The organism is Iodobacter fluviatilis, from assembly GCF_004194535.1.
Lineage (GTDB): Bacteria > Pseudomonadota > Gammaproteobacteria > Burkholderiales > Chitinibacteraceae > Iodobacter > Iodobacter fluviatilis_A.
Map to the genome: position 1 here is coordinate 1,060,072 of NZ_CP025781.1, position 17,347 is coordinate 1,077,418.

General features: G+C 48.8%; 11 protein-coding genes. 5 read left to right on the forward strand and 6 right to left on the reverse strand.

The window, feature by feature from the left end; genetic code table 11:
- From gntK to ppc, 6 genes are all read right to left on the reverse strand, one after another.
- On the reverse strand, positions 1 to 537 hold the full coding sequence (gntK, locus tag C1H71_RS04655) for a gluconokinase (protein WP_130105525.1): 537 nt from the start codon (positions 535 to 537) through the stop codon (positions 1 to 3).
- 233 nt (positions 538 to 770) lie between these two features.
- A complete protein-coding gene (locus C1H71_RS04660; RefSeq protein ID WP_130105526.1) occupies positions 771 to 1,538 on the reverse strand; it encodes a TatD family hydrolase in 768 nt (255 codons plus the stop codon).
- An 86-nt stretch (positions 1,539 to 1,624) separates the two neighbouring features.
- Positions 1,625 to 2,638: a UDP-N-acetylmuramate dehydrogenase gene (gene murB / locus C1H71_RS04665; RefSeq protein ID WP_130105527.1), complete on the reverse strand. Its 1,014-nt coding sequence runs from the start codon at positions 2,636 to 2,638 to the stop codon at positions 1,625 to 1,627.
- 129 nt (positions 2,639 to 2,767) lie between these two features.
- Positions 2,768 to 4,342 carry a glycosyl hydrolase family 18 protein gene (locus C1H71_RS04670; protein WP_130105528.1) on the reverse strand — a complete coding sequence of 525 codons (1,575 nt, stop codon included), beginning with the start codon at positions 4,340 to 4,342 and terminating at the stop codon, positions 2,768 to 2,770.
- Positions 4,343 to 5,101: 759 nt separating this feature from the next.
- The gene (locus C1H71_RS04675; protein ID WP_188053589.1) at positions 5,102 to 5,581 is read right to left on the reverse strand and encodes a hypothetical protein; all 480 of its coding nucleotides are present in this window, start codon (positions 5,579 to 5,581) and stop codon (positions 5,102 to 5,104) included.
- 475 nt (positions 5,582 to 6,056) lie between these two features.
- A complete protein-coding gene (gene ppc / locus C1H71_RS04680) occupies positions 6,057 to 8,816 on the reverse strand; it encodes a phosphoenolpyruvate carboxylase (RefSeq protein WP_130105530.1) in 2,760 nt (919 codons plus the stop codon).
- A gap of 406 nt (positions 8,817 to 9,222) precedes the next feature.
- On the opposite strand from ppc, the gene C1H71_RS04685 reads away from it, so the two are divergent.
- The 5 genes from C1H71_RS04685 (at position 9,223) to C1H71_RS04705 (ending at position 16,604) form a co-directional block, all read left to right on the forward strand.
- Complete coding sequence (locus C1H71_RS04685; protein ID WP_130105531.1) at positions 9,223 to 10,065, forward strand: PhzF family phenazine biosynthesis protein; 843 nt, start codon at positions 9,223 to 9,225, stop codon at positions 10,063 to 10,065.
- Positions 10,066 to 10,271: 206 nt separating this feature from the next.
- Positions 10,272 to 12,938, forward strand: a complete 2,667-nt coding sequence (locus C1H71_RS04690) for a type VI secretion system Vgr family protein (RefSeq protein ID WP_130105532.1) — start codon at positions 10,272 to 10,274, stop codon at positions 12,936 to 12,938.
- On the forward strand, positions 12,935 to 13,702 hold the full coding sequence (locus tag C1H71_RS04695; RefSeq protein ID WP_130105533.1) for a DUF4123 domain-containing protein: 768 nt from the start codon (positions 12,935 to 12,937) through the stop codon (positions 13,700 to 13,702). The genes C1H71_RS04690 and C1H71_RS04695 overlap by 4 nt, the downstream gene beginning before the upstream one ends.
- Before the next feature lie 29 nt (positions 13,703 to 13,731).
- The gene (locus tag C1H71_RS04700; RefSeq protein ID WP_188053591.1) at positions 13,732 to 14,460 is read left to right on the forward strand and encodes a DUF3304 domain-containing protein; all 729 of its coding nucleotides are present in this window, start codon (positions 13,732 to 13,734) and stop codon (positions 14,458 to 14,460) included.
- 2 nt (positions 14,461 to 14,462) lie between these two features.
- Complete coding sequence (locus C1H71_RS04705) at positions 14,463 to 16,604, forward strand: T6SS phospholipase effector Tle1-like catalytic domain-containing protein (protein ID WP_130105535.1); 2,142 nt, start codon at positions 14,463 to 14,465, stop codon at positions 16,602 to 16,604.
- Positions 16,605 to 17,347: the final 743 nt, after the last annotated feature.

Below are 17,347 nucleotides of genomic sequence, written 5' to 3' on the forward strand. Positions count from 1 at the left end.
TTACTCCTGAGCAGGGCGAATATGCTGCACGGCAGCGGCCACAACGTTTTCTAAGCTCTGGGCGATATCGATATGCACCACATCCGGCTCATCTGCGCCCGGTACTTCTAACGTGGCAAATTGCGAAACCAGCATTTTTGGCTTTTGAAAATGACCAACACGCGCTTTTAAGCGAGATTCAATCAGCTCAAAACTGCCGCTCAAATAAATAAAAGAGAGGTTGGGGTTACCTTCACGCAAAATATCGCGGTAGGCTTTTTTTAAGGAAGAACACACGATCACCGATACAACTTGGGTCCGTTGCATCGCATAGGCCGCGGTGCTTAATGCCGCAAGCCAAGGCGCACGATCGTTATCATCTAAAGGCTGGCCCGAAGCCATCTTGTCGATATTGGCCCGTGGATGCAAAAAATCGCCATCCAAAAAACCACAGTCCAACATGCGCGAAACTGCGCTTCCAACAGCAGACTTACCACTGCCTGAAACGCCCATTACAACAAAAACTTGGTGTGGTGTAGCTTGATCGATCTGACTCATGGAATCGACTCCTGATTGGTTTTCATCTAGGTTTTCATTTTTAATGTTACTGGTAACATTTTGTAACGACAGTATCTCTTGCAATAAAAAAACTGCCAAGCAATAAATTTGTTGCAAATCAAAAAGGCTTAAAAAAGAGAAGCTTAGGGAGGCGGTGTGACCACCGAGCCGTAGACAATCTACCTTTACTGACTTTGTTAAGAGGCATGGCCAAACTCAGCCAATAAATCAGTTTAGACGCTCAGCAAACTAGGTAAAACGGCTCTGGCATTGGCCGAAGTAGCCACGGCCAGCTCTGCAAGGCTAATGCCGCGCAGCTCAGCCAGCACTTCAGCCATTTTGACTAACTCTGCGGGTTGATTGCGCTGGCGATCTAACCACGCAGGTGGAATATCAGGGGCGTCGGTTTCCATCACCAGTGCCTCTAAGGGCAAATCACGGGCCAATTTACGAATCCGCTGCGAGCCAGCGTAAGTCATCGCCCCGCCAAAGCCGAGCTTAAACCCTAGCGAGATAAACACATCCGCCTGCTGCACGCTGCCATTAAAGGCATGAGCGATGCCACCTTTAACTCGCCACTTACGCAAATACTTAAGTACTGGGTCTTGGGCACGGCGTAAATGCAGCAGCACAGGCAAATCAAAATCACGGGCCAATTTTAATTGCGCTTCAAAGATCTCTACCTGCCTATTGCTATCTAAGCTGGGCAGATAAAAATCTAAGCCAATTTCACCCACTGCAACGGGTTGATGCTGCTGCAAATAATGCTGCAAGGTCAATAAATGCGCGTCTTGATGCACAGCGGTATAAATAGGATGCAGACCAAAGGCAGGAAAACAACCATAACGTTCCCGCATCGTAATTGCATCGGCAAACGTGGCCTCGCTAACCGCCGGTACTACAATCTGGGCCACCCCCACCCGCCTAGCCGCCGCGACCACTTCATCCCGATCTGCCGCAAAATCAGGTGCATCTAAATGGCAGTGAGTGTCTATCCACATGGTTTTTTCCTTCTCTTAGCCGCGCACCTGTGCCCACGCAACATTGCATACATATACAGATGAGTGTGCACGGGGCCTACCCTACATCACCACCAGACTGGTTCAGCCTCTAGCTCTACGCCAAATTGTGCGCGCACATCGGCTTGTACGGCTTGGGTTAGCAGCACAACATCGTGCTGGGTTGCACCGCCATGGTTCACTAATACTAAAGCTTGTTTTTGATACATGCCCACTGGCCCGAGTTGCCGGCCTTTCCAACCCGCACGCTCAATCAGCCAGCCTGCGGCCAGCTTGTAATGCGCTGGGCCAGCTGGATAAGACACTAGCTCAGGATGCGCGGCCAATACGCTGGCACGCAGCGCGTTACTCACGATAGGGTTTTTAAAGAAGCTGCCCGCATTACCCATCACGGCAGGATCGGGTAATTTGCGCTGACGTACATGAATCACCGCCTGCGCCACCGCTTGGGCCGTGCGCTGCCCTAGCACTTGTAGCTCTTGCTCAATATCACCGTAATTGGTTTTTAGGCTGGTGATTTTTGGTAATCTAAATACCACTTCGGCAATCAGCCATTGATCCGCCTCGGCCTGCTTAAAACAGCTATCACGATAAGCAAATTGGCATTCTGCTGCGCTAAATACCCGCGCCTGTCCATCACTAAGGCGGTAGGCCGTAAGCTCAAATAGGCTGTCTTTTATCTCTACGCCATAAGCACCAATATTTTGCACCGGTGCTGCGCCTACCGTGCCGGGAATGAGCGATAGGTTTTCTAATCCAGCCCAACCTTGCGCGAGAGTCCATTGCACAAATTCATGCCAATTTTCACCTGCGGCAGCAGTGATATACCAAGCGTCATCGTCTTCTTTTAATAAGCGCCGACCTTTTAACTCCACCGCTATCACTAAGGCATTAATTTCATCGGCCAATACCAAATTACTGCCACCACCCAAGATGCGCCAAGGCAAAACGCTAAGCACCGGATCGAGACAAAGCTCAGCTAATTGCTGAGTATCCGTCAGCCGCAAAAAATGACGGGCGATCGCTGGCAAACCCAGTGTATTGGCGTGTTGAAGGCTGAAGTTAGACTGAATGGGTAACATAGCGGAGGCATTTGATCAGGCAAAGGGGGGATTATCCCCTAGCTAGACAAAAAAAACCCCCATGCCGAGGCATGAGGGTTGAAGCTTACTAAATATTAACAACCTGTCGAGCTTTAGCAGGCTGCATTTTTACTGACTAACCTTACTCATTGCGTCCATCAAAGTACCCGCACTATCGTCACCATCCAAGGACCAGCTAAACGCGCCACCCAAGCCATTGGCTTTCACGTAATCAAGCTTGGTCTGGATCACATCCGTAGTATCGTAAGACCAGAATGTGCTGCCATCATATTTCCAAGATTGCTTGGTAATTGGATGCACAAATACCGAACCAGCGGCATTTTTCAACACTTTATAGTCTTCAATCCCTGCCTCATACGTGCCTTTGGCTGGGCCGGTTGCAGATTGGTACAGGCCATTATTGATATTAGGAACACCTGTCCAGCCACGGCCGTAGAAAGGAATACCTAATACAATTTTGCTAGCCGGTGCACCTGCTGCAATCAGATTTTTGACAGCGCTATCAATATTATATTGCGCAGCTAAACCTGGTTTTCCGGTTTGAGGATCAAGATAGCGTGGGCTGGCCGGGTCATTGTAAAGATGCGAATGGAAGTCAGTTGGGCCCTTCGCATCCCAACCGCCGTTAAAGTCGTAAGACATCAAGTTGATCCAATCCAGATACTTGCTGTACTCACCTGGCTCGGTCATCGCAATCTTTTCTGCCCCTGCACCAATCGCTACGGTCAGGCCATACTTCTTGCCAGTTGTGGCGGCCAATGCATCCAGCTGAGCGCGGAATTCTTTCAGCAGCAGCGTGTTGTTTTGCTTATCGTTTGGAGAAATCGTGTTAGTACCAATTCCCTGCACGCCTGGGTATTCCCAATCGATATCAATCCCGTCGAACACGCCTACAGCCGTGCCTGCGCCCCCAGCATTGGAGCCTCCATCGTAAGGGATATTGCCCTTGATGTAGAGATCGATACAGCTAGAAACCAGCTGCTTGCGCAGAACATCGGTAGAGGCTGCGTTAGAGAACCACTTAGACCAAGTCCAGCCGCCTAAGGAGATAAATACTTTTAGATTTGGATTTTTGGCTTTCAGTTTTTTCAACTGATTAAAGTTACCTTTTAAGCCGCCCTTACCCTCTTCACCCCAAACATCGCCCACACCATCCACGGAATCACCGGCGCTGAAGCCTTTTTGGTAATCAGCCCAGCCATCACCACCATCCTGACCACCATTTTCTGCCTTATTCACAATGCCACATTCATAGCCACCGTTTTTGGCATAGATATTACCAAAGGCATAGTTCAAGAAAGTCATCTTAGCCGCAGAGCCGCTAGTCTGAGCATGCTTCACTAAATAACCACGGCCATAAATGCCCCACTGAGCAAAGTAAGAACCCACTTGCTTAGAGCCTGATGGTGTTGGTGTTGGTGTTGGTGTTGGCGTTGGCGTTGGCGTTGGCGTTGGCGTTGGCGTTGGTGTTGGTGTTCCGCCACTTTGCAGAGCCCAAGGGCCCCATTGCTCTGCACCAGGTATATTGCCCTTGGTCCACCACTGAGCTTTCCAATCTTTACCGGCGTAGCTTACTACTTCGCCACCGGTATAGGTTGTTGCAGCATCCCACGCAGGGGCTGCAAAAGCCTGCATAACAATAAAGGCCGCAGGAATTGCTACTAAACGACTGTAATTTGACATAAGGGAGTCTCCATCCTTTAAATCGATTGGCGTTATTCACGCATCTCAACTGGTATTGCTGCTCTTCTACAGGCTGTCAATTCTATGAAAGCTTTACCTGTATTTAGGCTTCGCCACGCCATTATTATTTGTAATTGGTCGTGACGAGATTCATTACTAACCATTCTATTTTTCTTGTCAAGCTCTCAAAATCATGAAGCAAAACAAACCGATAGTATAAATGGCATGACTTATCTGCATCACTACAAAAGATCAGCCAATTACTCATGACGCGTTGCAACATAAGAAAAATAAAATATTGTCATTCCTAGCAAATATAGAGATCATGCAATTCATGCACTGCAGCATGAAAAAAACCCCATGTAGCAAAGTAGATAAATAAAATGTAGTTTTCGTTTGAAAATTACATAAATATTTCATCAAACTGCTGCACGTTTAGCAACAACCGTACACAGTAAACAACTGATACCTAAGGAATTCTTTCTTGAATCGTACAAAACAATTTCAAGATGAGAAGGTAAATAAAAGCTATAAACAGCACATGCAACGACAACCAGTAGTGTATTAATAATGGCCTATTGGTATTAGTAATATGAATAAATTGATGTTAAAGAGTGGCAAAAAAAAACCTAAAGCGTACCGGCTAAGCACAGTTTGTCTAAAGCGCTTGTACAGGGAAAAGTAGGCTCGTGCAGAGGGTATGGATATGGACGGTGATAGGCCCGCCGTAGCTCACGGTAAATCAAGCCAAGGGGCAAACTAAGGGCGGTTGCCCAGATTCCAGCGTGCGCAATACCACTTGGTTTGATCATTAGGTAGACCCACCAAGACGCTACCAAATTTGGAAAGGTAACGCGGATAACTGCCCGCCAGCGGGACAAAGGCGAAACCCATGGAAGCTTCAATCTTTTTACGCACGGTTTCAATTTGATCGGGGATCAACGCCCCTACCATCAAGGCTCCCGATGTAGGCAGGCTAACAAACACCTCACTCACGGTATTGTCGCCTAATTTGGCATTTTGCGCTTCAAACCACTCCGCCTCGCCCCATACCCGTAACGGGTCACCTAAATACTGACGAAAATAGCTGCGCCACCAGTCATTAGACCATTCGCTGCGGCAAGATAAAGCCGCCTCCATCTTATCGCCAAAGTGAGTTGGCAACTGCCCAGCAGCAAATGCAGGGCTAGCAAGGCAAAAGAGAATGAGTAATTGCAGCGGGCGCATAGACCAATTCAATAAGAACGCTCATAAAATAAAAGGGCACGTCTACCGTGCCCCTAGCAGCCTGTCGGACTTAAGACTGACCTACTACGGAAAAGCCGAATTTGGCCATATTTCACGCATTTTCTCGTTGAATAGCCAGCTATTCGCCTCAAAAACCCGCGAAATCTGTCTCAAACCGGTCTTCCCCTCGCTACGATCGCTTAAGTCCGACAGGCTGCTAGTCTGTTGACGTTTCATTCACGGCTGCGTTTGGCCCAGTTTTGGGGCTGAACAAGGAGAAAAGGCGACATGGTACGAGTACCATGAGCGATTTTTAACGCCGTGCAGCCCCAAAAGCGGGCCAAACCCGAAGGGCTGAGCCGGAAAATGGCCATTCACTGCGTTATGCTCCTCGATAATAACCCGTTATTGCCTTCGTCACATGCCTTGTGCCTAGCCGTTTTCCGGCTCAGCGCAATGGCGAATGAAACGTCAACAGACCCTAAGATTAACCGCTATTACGCAAGCCCGCCGCAATACCATTAATGGTTAAATGCACCGCGTGCTGCACGTCTTCACTGGCCTCACCGCTACGCAAGCGCTTTAATAGCTCGACTTGCAAATGGTTAAGCGGATCAAGATAGGGTAAACGATTCTCCAAGCTACGTGCCAGCTTGGGATTATCAGCCAATAGTTCGCCATGCTTAGAAATAGCTTGCACAGCATCTACGCTGCGCTGCCATTCAGCCTTGATACGGCCAAAAATACGCTGTGCCAGTTCTTGATCTTGCACCAACTCAGCATAACGCGCGGCAATGGCGATATCGGATTTTGCCAACACCATATCCATATTCGAGATAGTGGAGTTGAAAAACGGCCAATCACGATATAACTGTTGCAAGAGCGCCAAGCCTTCGTCCCCAGCTTCTTGCAGATACTCACTAATCGCCGTACCAAAACCATACCAACCTGGCAGCATCAAGCGGCACTGACTCCAAGAAAACACCCAAGGAATCGCCCGTAAATCCCCAATACTATTGGTGCTTTTTCGCGCTGCAGGCCGTGAGCCGATATTAAGATTAGGAATCTCATTAATCGGCGTGGCTTCACGGAAGTAGGTAATAAAATCGGGTGTGGCGTAAACCAGATCACGATAAGCCTGATAGGCGCTTAAGCTTAGTTTTTCCATTAACTGACGTCGCTCCAGCATGTCATTTAATGGTGGTGACTCTTCTGGAAAGCTGGCTTCAAGCGTAGCCGCAATCAAAATTTCTAAATTACGACGCCCTACTTCGCGATCCGCATACTTAGCCGTAATCACTTCGCCCTGTTCGGTAATCCGAATCTGGCCATTTACCGAGCCTGCTGGTTGGGCCAAGATCGCATCAAAAGCGGGGCCACCACCACGGCCAACCGTACCGCCACGGCCATGAAATAGGCGCATCTTAAAGTTGGCGGCTTTAAAGACCTCAACAAGGGTAAGCTCAGCCTTGTATAACTCCCAATTAGAAGTAAGATAACCGCCGTCTTTATTCGAATCCGAATAACCCAGCATGACTTCTTGCACATTATCCCGACAGGATAAAAGCTTGCACCACTGCGGGATATTAAATAGCTCGGTCATGATTTTGCCAGCACTGCGCAAATCAGGAATCGTTTCAAACAGCGGAATAATATTAATCTTAGAAACAAGCTTAGGCGCTAATTGCACCAAGCCTACTTCCTTCATCAGCACGGCCACTTCCAACATATCCGAAACTGAATCACAGTTAGAGATAATGTAATTTGGCAGTACCGATTCGCCATAGCGCGCTTGCATTTCGCCCGCTGCACGATAAATATCCAGCTCTTTTTGCACCTCTTCGCTATATTCAACGTGAGCAGAAGCTAAAGGCCGTGCACTGGATAGCTCACGCAGCAATACGGCACGGCGCGATGCTTCATCCAAACGCATATAATCTTCTAAACCTGCGTGGGCAAATAGCTCAGACATCACTTTTTCATGCGTACCAGAAAACTGGCGCATATCCAGTGGGGCTAAATAAAAGCCAAATACCGATACCGCACGCTGTAAACGGCGTAAACGCCCGCCCGCCAACAATGCCGCACCATGCGCTTTTAGCGAGGTGGCAACTGTGGCTAAATCATTCAGTAATTCCTCGGAATTTTGGTACTCGGCCGCATTAGCCACATCGTGCAACTGATGATGGAAAGTGCCAATCTTTACTGCAGTTGCAAAGATTCTGGCCCGCACCGAAGACACCGCCAAGCGATAGGGCTCTTCTGATTTACGATCCTTCTCGTCTGTAGCCGAATCGGCCAGCTTTTGCAGCGCCGTATCTACAGCCACAATGCGCGTTGACATCGATAATTCATTTTCTAGCTTCATGCACTGCTGGTAGTAGTAATCCAGCGCAATCCCAGCCTGACGTGATACCGCATAGCGCAGCACATCGCCCGTTACAAAAGGATTACCGTCTCTATCTCCACCAATCCAGCTACCCACTTGAATAAAATTAGGCAGCTGGACAGGCTGCTCACAGAGTTCCGCCAGCTTGTCTTCTAAATCTAAGTAAAGGCGCGGTAGCTCATGCAAAAAGGTATTGCGGAAATAAGCCGCACCGTTTTCAATCTCATCTTGCACCGTAAGTTTGAAAGTACGGATTTCCCGTGTTTGCCACATCGCCAACAGCACCCGCTCTAAAGCGGCCTGATTATCCGCGAGCTCTTCTGGTGTCATCGCAAAACGATCGCGCTCGGCTAGCAACTCGGCCACGGCACGATGCGAATCCAGCACCGTTTTGCGCTTTACTTCAGTAGGGTGAGCGGTAAGCACGGGGGCAATTAAGCTTTCACCCAGCATACTAATAATGTCGGTGGCCTTAACGCCTCTTGCAGTAAGGCTATTAATTGCTGCTGCAATACTGCCGCGTTGAGGTGCGGAACCCGCTATTTTATGTGCGCGTCGACGACGGTTATGGTGTAAGTCCTCTGCTATATTAGATAGATGAGAAAAATAACCAAAACCACGCACCAAGGCCACGGTGGAAGCGGGGTCTAAATCAGCCAGCGATTTGGCTAAACTGATACCCGCCTCTGGATTGCTCTCTTGCACATAAGACAGAGCGAGTGCACGGATGGACTCAATCTGCTCAGCAGTAGCAACACCAGCCTGCTCCCTTATAGTTGCAGCGAGAAGTTCGGCGAGTAATTCAAGATCCCGCTTGAGGGGAAGATCTTTATCGGCAATCGTTTCGAGTACGGACATTAGTAATCCAGTTCATTGATTGAATCGGGCAAACACGATTCATTCTAACAAGAAGCTGCGGTTTTCACGGATAGATATTTACAAATAAATATGTAATGCAAATAGACAGACTACATTTCAAATATAGCTTTGATCTATAAGAGGATATGCAAAAAGGATAAATAAAAAATGTAAGCGCAGTGTGGCACTTATGAAGATGATTCACAGATATCCACTCAACATCCACCTAAAAAATGCATAAAAGCCGAAGTGTAAACATTCACACCCAGTGCAATTATTTAACAATAGTCAGCGATTTACTTAATTATTAAAATAATTAGTAAGTATTTTAATAAGATACGCAAGATATAAGAAAGTTATAATTAAATTAAATAACAAACATGTACCACTTACCAAGGTCTAAAAAATGACGTCTTACCCCTTCCACCTTATTAATATGTTTGCAGAGCGCCGCTTAGGTGGAAACCCTGTGGTGGTCTTTACCACTGCCGAGATGCCTGATGAACAAACTCGGCAAACGCTTGCCTACCAAATGGCCGTGGCCGAAACCGCCTTTATCAGCAATACCGATACCCTAGTCCACGTGCACTCTCCCCAATACGCACTGCCCTTCTCTAGCCAAGCCTTGCTCTCCGCCGCCGAAGCCACCCATCCCAATGAAATAGGCCTAGCTGCGCAAGTATTTAAAACGCATCTAGGGGAAACATGGCTATTGCGTCAAGGAGATCGCTGGTGGAACCAAATGAACACGCCGCATACAAGGCAATCGATACACAGCGCATTAGAAATCGCCGAAGCACTGGCGCTTAATCCCAAAGATATTGTTGGCAGGCCATTATTTGTAGATTGCGGCTTAGAGCAACTGATTGTGCAAGTTAAATCGCAGCAATCCGTCTTACAAGCCAACCCACAGCCACAAGGCTTAGCCAAGCTGGCCCAATCCAGCAAAAACCTGCCGCAAGCCGCCGTATGGTGCCGAGACGACAACCAAATCACGCTCCGCTTTTTCTCATGTGATGCATTCACCGTTTATGAGGATTTTGGCTCCGGCACCGGCGCAGCCAGTATCGCCGGCTGGCTCTTAGCCTCCGGCCAAAGTGCCCCCTTCTCGCTACGCATCGAGCAAGGCCACACCATCCACAGACTGGTATCCCGCCTCAGCGTGATCTTGGTAGAGGTCGACGAAAACCGAGTCATCCGAGTAGGCGGCAACGCACATCGCGTAGGCGGCGGAGTGATTGAGCTGTGATGCATGGGGGCGAGGTAAAAGGCCACTAAATATAGGCCATAAGGCTGTCTACATTTAGTGGCCAGCCTTAAAAGCCCCAAATAAGCAGTAAACCTTACAAAAACTACTTTCGTTTATAATTACACCGTACAACTATCGAAATCCTAGCGTAGAGAGCATACAGCTTCGTGTAATATGCAATTATTACTATAAGTCCTTGGTTTAACATGACCTTCGATCTACTTGCCTCCTTCGCCGCTGCCTTTAATCAAGACAATCGCCTTATTACACTGCAACTTGGCGATGGCGGGGTATGGGGTGAGCAGCTGCTGCCTCAAACGATAAGCGGCCAAGAGGGCGTTAGCCAGGCTTATCGCTATCAAATTGACTGCCTATCGTCCGATGGCTCCTTAGAGCTGAAATCGCTATTGGGTCTGCCAGTAGTGATTGCAATTAGCGATGCCGATGGCGGCAAGATTGAGCGTTGCGGGGTGATTACCCAAGCCCAGTTACTTGGCTCAGATGGTGGCTTTGCTAAATATGCTTTAACCATAGAGCCACCGTTTGCCCTGCTGCGCTATCGCCGCACTTCACGCGCTTTTCAGGATTTAAGCGTTCCAGACATCATTAAACAGGTACTGGCCGAGCATCAGGCGATAAACCCCGTGTTTGCTGCTGTGCAAACGCTGGATTTTAAACTCACCGACACGCACCTGCCGCGCTCTTATTGCCTGCAATACCGAGAATCTGATTTTGATTTCTTAACGCGACTCATGCACGAGGAAGGCTTGGCATGGCGATTCGTGCATTTAGCTGGCGATAATCCGCAAGTACAACTCGTGATATTTGATGACGCCTTTGCTATCCCAGAGGCGCAAGAAATGCAAGTTAGCTTTCATAGTGCTGACGCTACGGAGGAGAGTGATTCTCTTACCGAATGGACAACTCAGCGGCAAATCGGCAGCAGCTCGGGTTCCCTTGCCAGCTTCGATTACAAAGCCACCACAACGAATCAAAGCTTTGATGAAAGCCGCATTGATCAAGGCGATGGCGGGCAGCAAATCCAGACCAGCCTTGAAGATTACGATACCCAGACCCACTATTACGCCAGCGATACAGAGGGCCTCAGCCACTATGCCAACTTGCGTCAGCAAGCTTTGGACGCGCAAAAGAAATCCTTCACCGGCTCTGGTACTTTGCGCAGCTTACAAGCCGGGCAATGGTTCCGCCTAGAAGGCCACCCAGCGCATGAGGGGACTTCAGCCGAGCAACGGGAATTCGCCATCACTGAGCTTAAATTCACCGCCAATAATAATTTGCCAGCAGATTTAACTCAGCAACTTGGCCTAGTCGCCCACAGCCTGCTAGCCCCTGCGGCCGCCAAGCCCTACCAAGCCGATTTCACCGCCCAAAGGCGCGGCCAGCCGATTACACCTAACTTTGCTCATACCGAACACAGCAAACCCAAAAGCCTAGGCGTACAAACCGCCACCGTGGTTGGCCCACAAAGCAGCGGTGCCGACTCTAGCCAACAAGCAGAGGTGCATACGGATGAGCACGGCCGCATAAAAATAAATTTTCACTGGCAGAGGGTTAAGGAGCACCCCGAGTTTGGCGCAAATATGGATGATAAGTCATCCTGCTGGGTGCGCGTCTCCATGCCAAGTGCCGGTGCAGGCTTTGGTCACCAGTTTATTCCGCGCATCGGCCAGGAAGTTCTGGTGGATTTCCTCGAAAATGATATCGACCGCCCCATCGTCACCGGCGTAGTCCACAACGGTAGTCATCCTGTACCCACATTTAGCGGCGCAGGTGCTTTGCCCGCCAATAAAACGCTATCTGGCATCAAAACCAAAGAATTTGAGGGCGGCCAGTATGGCGAGCTGCTGTTTGATGATAGCAAGGGTGAAGTCCGTACTAAATTATCTAGCGAGCACGGTAAAACCCAGCTTAACCTTGGCTACTTAATCCACCCACGTACTGATGGAAAAGGCGAAGCACGCGGTGAAGGCTTTGAATTACGCAGCGACAAACAAGGTGCCATTCGCGCCAGCGGCTTACTGATTAGCACCGAAGCCAAAGGTGATGCATCCAGTAAGCAGCTAGACCGCAGCCCCGCCCAAAGCCAGCTGGAATCGGCCCTAGACACCGCTAAAAACCTCGGTGAATACGCAGCTAAACAACTCGCCGACAGCATGGAAACCGGCGACGACGATCAAACCGTCAAGCCCGACAACAGCGCAGGCGACAAAGCCACCACCGGCCATCTGCACCACCACGTACACGCCAGCAAAAGTTTTGAAGCAGGCAGCAACACGGATCAAGACGGCAAAAGCAAATCCAAAGAGCAAACCGGCCAACAAAAAATCATCCTGCTGCACGGGACCGACGGCATCGCCATCACCACCCCGCAAAGTCAAACCCTCAGCGCAGGCACAAACCTAGATCAAATCGCCCAGCGTGACACCAACCAAAGCACCGGCCGCCGCTGGATTCATAACGTAAGCCAGCACATCAGCCTGTTTGTGGGTGGTATCAAAGACCAAATCACCCTAAAGCTGATCGCCGCCAAAGGCCAGCTGCAAATGCAGGCGCAAAGCGACGATATTGAAATCACTGCCGACAAAAACACCAAATTCACCGCCATCAAAGGCAAGGGCTTGTTTAACGCCAAGCAAGAAATCCTGATGACCGCTGGTGGCGCTTATATCCGCATCAAAGACGGCAAGATCGAGCTGCATGCACCGGGGAAAATCAGCATTAAAGGCGGCAGCCATGATTGGAGTGGGCCAGCGCAAATGATGCCAACTTTGCCGCAGTTTCCTCATTCAATTTGTAAATCCTGCATACTAAAAGCAAAAGATGCGGGCAGCCCTTTTGCGAGAAAAACATGATGATTGATCTTTATCCGCAACAAACGGCCCAAGTTTTGATGCAGTGGCTAGAGCCGAGCCTAAGCACGGAAAATCACCTGTATGCATTGCTGGATCACAGCTTTGATCCAAAACTGCTGCTTAAAATGAAGAATCGCATTAGCTATACGGCTTTGTATCAGGATCAGGGAGGGGATGTGGAAGTCTCGCCCTTGCTCTGCCCGCTCAATACGCAAAGCGGGCTGCAGGCACAGATTGAGCTTTTACTGCAGATCACTGCAGGGCAGCCCATGCTGAGTTTCTGGCTTAGCCCGCTCGATAGAGAGGCGGTTTTTAGCCACTTTGCCAATTATTGTGATGTCATTCTTTTGCCTGAAAAAATAAGCATGATTTTGCGTTACGCGGATACGCGTATTTTGCCCAATCTGCTTGCTACTTTAAGCCCAGAGCAAAGCGCCATGTTTTTACGCCCTTTTATGCAGCTGGCTTATTTTGATCGCGCAGCGAAGCTGGTGGTTGTGAATGGTGCTCATCAGCCGCAGATTGCGGATAAGCCGCTGATATTGAATGAACTGCAATTCAATCAGATGATGGATCACTCCCTGCCTGATCAGGTATTGCAGCAAATCTACCGTGATCAATTACAGGCGCTACTTCCTGCACAAGCGTCGCTGGCTTATGCCCAGGTAAGCAATGAGTGTATGGCGGCAAGGGCAGAAGGCTTAACTGAGGTTGCCGAAGTGGCATCCTTTTGCACGGCGCGCTTACAAGAGAGCAGGCCTTAAATAAGTGATGCAGCACAAAGGAAATAACAGTGTTTAAACAGTATCTATGCATTTTGTTCGTGCCTTTATTATTTGCCTGCCAAAAAGATATTTCAGCAGATGAAGAAGCGCTAGCCGCGGCCAGTAAAGTGCCTGCTGATAGCGTAACGGTGTCGGTAGATCAGGTGAATTACAACGCCGATTTAGAAATTAAATACACCGCCTTTGATGTGTCTGGCGGCAGCCCCAAAGAGGCAGTTGCCGGTGGGATTGTTGTGCCGCTGGCGGCAGGCGGGGCCAAAAGCTGCTGCGTGAACTTGCCTAAAGTCTGGCGGCCGGGGATTAAAATTAAGGTGGAGTGGCAAGAGGCAGATAAGGAAATTCGCCCTGAAATCTACCGGCAAACGCAGGAAATACCACGCTATGAAAAGCCAGGCGATGTGTATCTGGTGTTTTACCCCGAGCATCAGCTGGAAGTAATTGCCTCGCCCGTGGAGCCATCGCACCCAGATTGGCCAGGCAAAATCAAAGCGCCTCCGCTGGATGCTTGCCTGCAAAAAAACACCAAGAAATTTTGTATGCAATCGTTGCCGAAGTATGGAATTGGGTCAAAAGAGGAACAAGCCGCAAGAATGCGACAGTCGTGTACAGAAAAGGCAATTAGAACATCTAGCAATCCACCAATAAATAGAGAAGCATGTAAACAGCTAATTAATGACTGTTTAGATAAGTGGAATATTGACAAAAAAATGTGCTCATTAACCTTTGAGGAAGAATAAAAATGGCCGCACGATTTGCTGAGCTTTGCCGCCCCTTACCTTTGATGCTAGATGGTGCAGAGCAAATTGTTAGTGGCATAGCTTTTGATGAGCCCTCCTGCCTCACCTGCGAAGAAGATATCTTTCTCGGCTTTTTTTTCGATGGCACCAATAACAATAAATATCGGGATACGCCTGAATACTGCCATAGCAATGTGGCCCGTTTATACGAGGCTTATCCGGGCAAGGGCACGGTGTCGCAGCTGGCTTTAACCAGCGGCGCAGCCAAAGCGGATGAGCCTTACCTAAAGGGGCCGGGAACAGATCCGTATTTGTATCGTAAAACCTATATTCCCGGCGTGGGTACGCCGTTTAAAAAGCTGGGGGATAGCGGTGAAGATCGTGATAAAACAGGCGGGCTGGCCGCGGCTATGCATGCAGAAGTCAGAATGTGCTGGGCTCTGCTGCAAGTCACCAACCATATTTCTGCCGCTTTGCTGGGTGAAAACCTGACTGATCCGCTGGATAATGACGGCAAGCTGGCGCAAAAGATGCTTGATCGCTGGTATGGGGAGCAAAAGCCGCTGCCGCCCACGCTAAAAATACAGCCTTATCAGACCAAGCCGGGTCAGTGGTTAGAAATACCCAATCCGCAGGCGGACTTTAGCCGAGCGACGGTGCTGGCTAAACGCAGCCAGGCATTGCACGAAAAAATTAAAGTAAGGCTGGCCAATAAGCCTTCATTACGGCGGGTCAGGATTTCGGTGTTTGGGTTTTCTCGCGGAGCGGCAGAGGCCCGTGCATTTTGTAACTGGCTGCTGAATGCCTATGGCGGCGGGGTGGGCGGGATAGCGCTGAGTATTGATTTTCTTGGCTTGTTTGACACCGTAGCATCGGTAGGGATTTCCCGGTCTGCACCTGGGGCAGATGGTCATTATGCTTGGGCCACCGAGCAGAATTTAAGCGTTTCTTCCAGTATTAAACGCTGTGTGCATCTGGTGGCTGCGCACGAGGTAAGGGCTTCGTTTCCTTTGGATTCGGTGGGAAGTGGCCGTCATTTGAAAGAGGTGGTTTATCCCGGAGTGCACTCCGATATTGGCGGCGGTTATTTGCCGGATGATCAGGGGCGGGCGAATGGTAAGGGTAGCGAGGGAGATCAGAAAAAAATCTCGCAAATTACGCTGGCACAAATGTACCGAGAGGCGCTGATGGCGGGCGTGCCGATGACTAATCCAAGCGAATGGAAGGGCTTTCGGGAAAGTAATTTTAAAATTGATAGCCAAACGATTAAAAAATTTAACGACTATGTGCAAGCTACCAGCAAGCTTAGTACCCCATCGAGCAGCCCAGTCAGTAAAGCCAGCCTGGCGGCGATTGACCCGATGTGGCCTGTTGAGCGCCAGCCTTCGATGCCCCTGCTAAAACTGATACATCAGCACTATGGCTATTTTTTGCAATGGCGGCGCTCCATTCTGGGGCATGCCCATGAACAGGCTAGCCTGAATGCATCTACTGCCGTTTCTAAGGCACAAGATATTGTTGATTTTAAGGTGACAGATCAGCAGTTCAAGCTAGAGCTGGATTTTTTGCAGGATCAATCCTCGTTTAAATATTTAAATTCTGATGATCCGGTGATTGAAAAAATACTTAGAGGAACAAGCGTTGCTACAAGCGTCTTTCCTGGCCCTATAGTATCCACGGGCCTGAGTTTACTTGCTCGGCATTCGGTCGCTAATGTAATGAAAGATAAACAAAAAGAATGGGATGAGGGAATTAAAGCATTGTGGCTAGGCCACTGCCCAGCGCCGTGCCTGCCTTTTTTTGAAACATTAATGCATGATTCAAGAGCGTGGTTTAAGCCACTTGGCGCAGAAGCCGCTGACGAGACTAAAGTAGAAATAGCAAAGCTTCAGCGTGAAAATCATGAGTTAAAGCAAAGAAATGAAGCGCTTCTTACTCACCCAGATTTATTGCAGCGTTCGGGCGTTGCGGTCACAGAGGTGCAAAGACTCAAAGAAAAAAACACGGCCCAAATAGAAGAAAATAATAAAATAATCAAAGAGTACAAAACAGGCCGACGTGTGCGGCTTATTTACGCTGGGCAAGAGCCTTATCGAATGTATGGTTATTTACGCTGGCGGCATATCTTTGCTGCAGCAGGCTAAACTCGGGGGCGAACATAGTCAGCAGCTTTCACCACTTCAAAATAGCTGATTTGCCCCCACCCCAGCCCCAAGCAGCCTGTCGGACTTAAGACTGATCTACTACGGAAAAGCCGGATTTGGCCATATTCAACGCATTTTTTCGTTGAATAGCCAGCTATTCGCCTCAAAAATCCGTTAAATCTGTCTCGAACCGGGCTTTCCCTCGCTACGATCGCTTAAGTCCGACAGGCTGCTAGTACCTTATTTACATAATTATTAAAAATAAACCAGCATAAAATTGCACGGTAATTACACCAAAATATACTGTTAGAAAAGTATTGATATTTCAGCGGTAAAATAAAGAAAAGTAGTCAGCAGATTGATAAGCATCAATGTTGCAGTGCAACATAAAGGGGATGTTGACTAGATTACTTATTTCTTTTGGAAAAACCATGTGCTTTCATGAAACCGACTATCTAGCCCGTACCCAAAACATTATCCCGCAGCAGCCCATCTGGATTCAACTTTGGCTGGAATACTTGGATGGTAACGTGGCATAGCATTAAAGATGCGATATCGCTGTGCCGTTCTACCTTAGCTAGCAGCCTGTCGGACTTAAGACTGATCTACTACGGAAAAGCCGGATTTGGCCAGATTTCACGCATTTTCTCGTTGAATAGCCAGCTATTCGCCTCAAAAACCCGCGAAATCTGTCTCAAACCGGTCTTTCCCTCGCTACGATCGCTTAAGTCCGACAGGCTGCT

Coding starts and splice junctions, on each gene's coding strand:
- gntK (WP_130105525.1), bottom strand. CDS start 537: ATGAGTCAGATCGATCAAGCTACACCACACCAAGTTTTTGTTGTAATG.
- C1H71_RS04660 (WP_130105526.1), bottom strand. CDS start 1,538: ATGTGGATAGACACTCACTGCCATTTAGATGCACCTGATTTTGCGGCA.
- murB (WP_130105527.1), bottom strand. CDS start 2,638: ATGTTACCCATTCAGTCTAACTTCAGCCTTCAACACGCCAATACACTG.
- C1H71_RS04670 (WP_130105528.1), bottom strand. CDS start 4,342: ATGTCAAATTACAGTCGTTTAGTAGCAATTCCTGCGGCCTTTATTGTT.
- ppc (WP_130105530.1), bottom strand. CDS start 8,816: ATGTCCGTACTCGAAACGATTGCCGATAAAGATCTTCCCCTCAAGCGG.
- C1H71_RS04685 (WP_130105531.1), top strand. CDS start 9,223: ATGACGTCTTACCCCTTCCACCTTATTAATATGTTTGCAGAGCGCCGC.
- C1H71_RS04690 (WP_130105532.1), top strand. CDS start 10,272: ATGACCTTCGATCTACTTGCCTCCTTCGCCGCTGCCTTTAATCAAGAC.
- C1H71_RS04695 (WP_130105533.1), top strand. CDS start 12,935: ATGATGATTGATCTTTATCCGCAACAAACGGCCCAAGTTTTGATGCAG.
- C1H71_RS04705 (WP_130105535.1), top strand. CDS start 14,463: ATGGCCGCACGATTTGCTGAGCTTTGCCGCCCCTTACCTTTGATGCTA.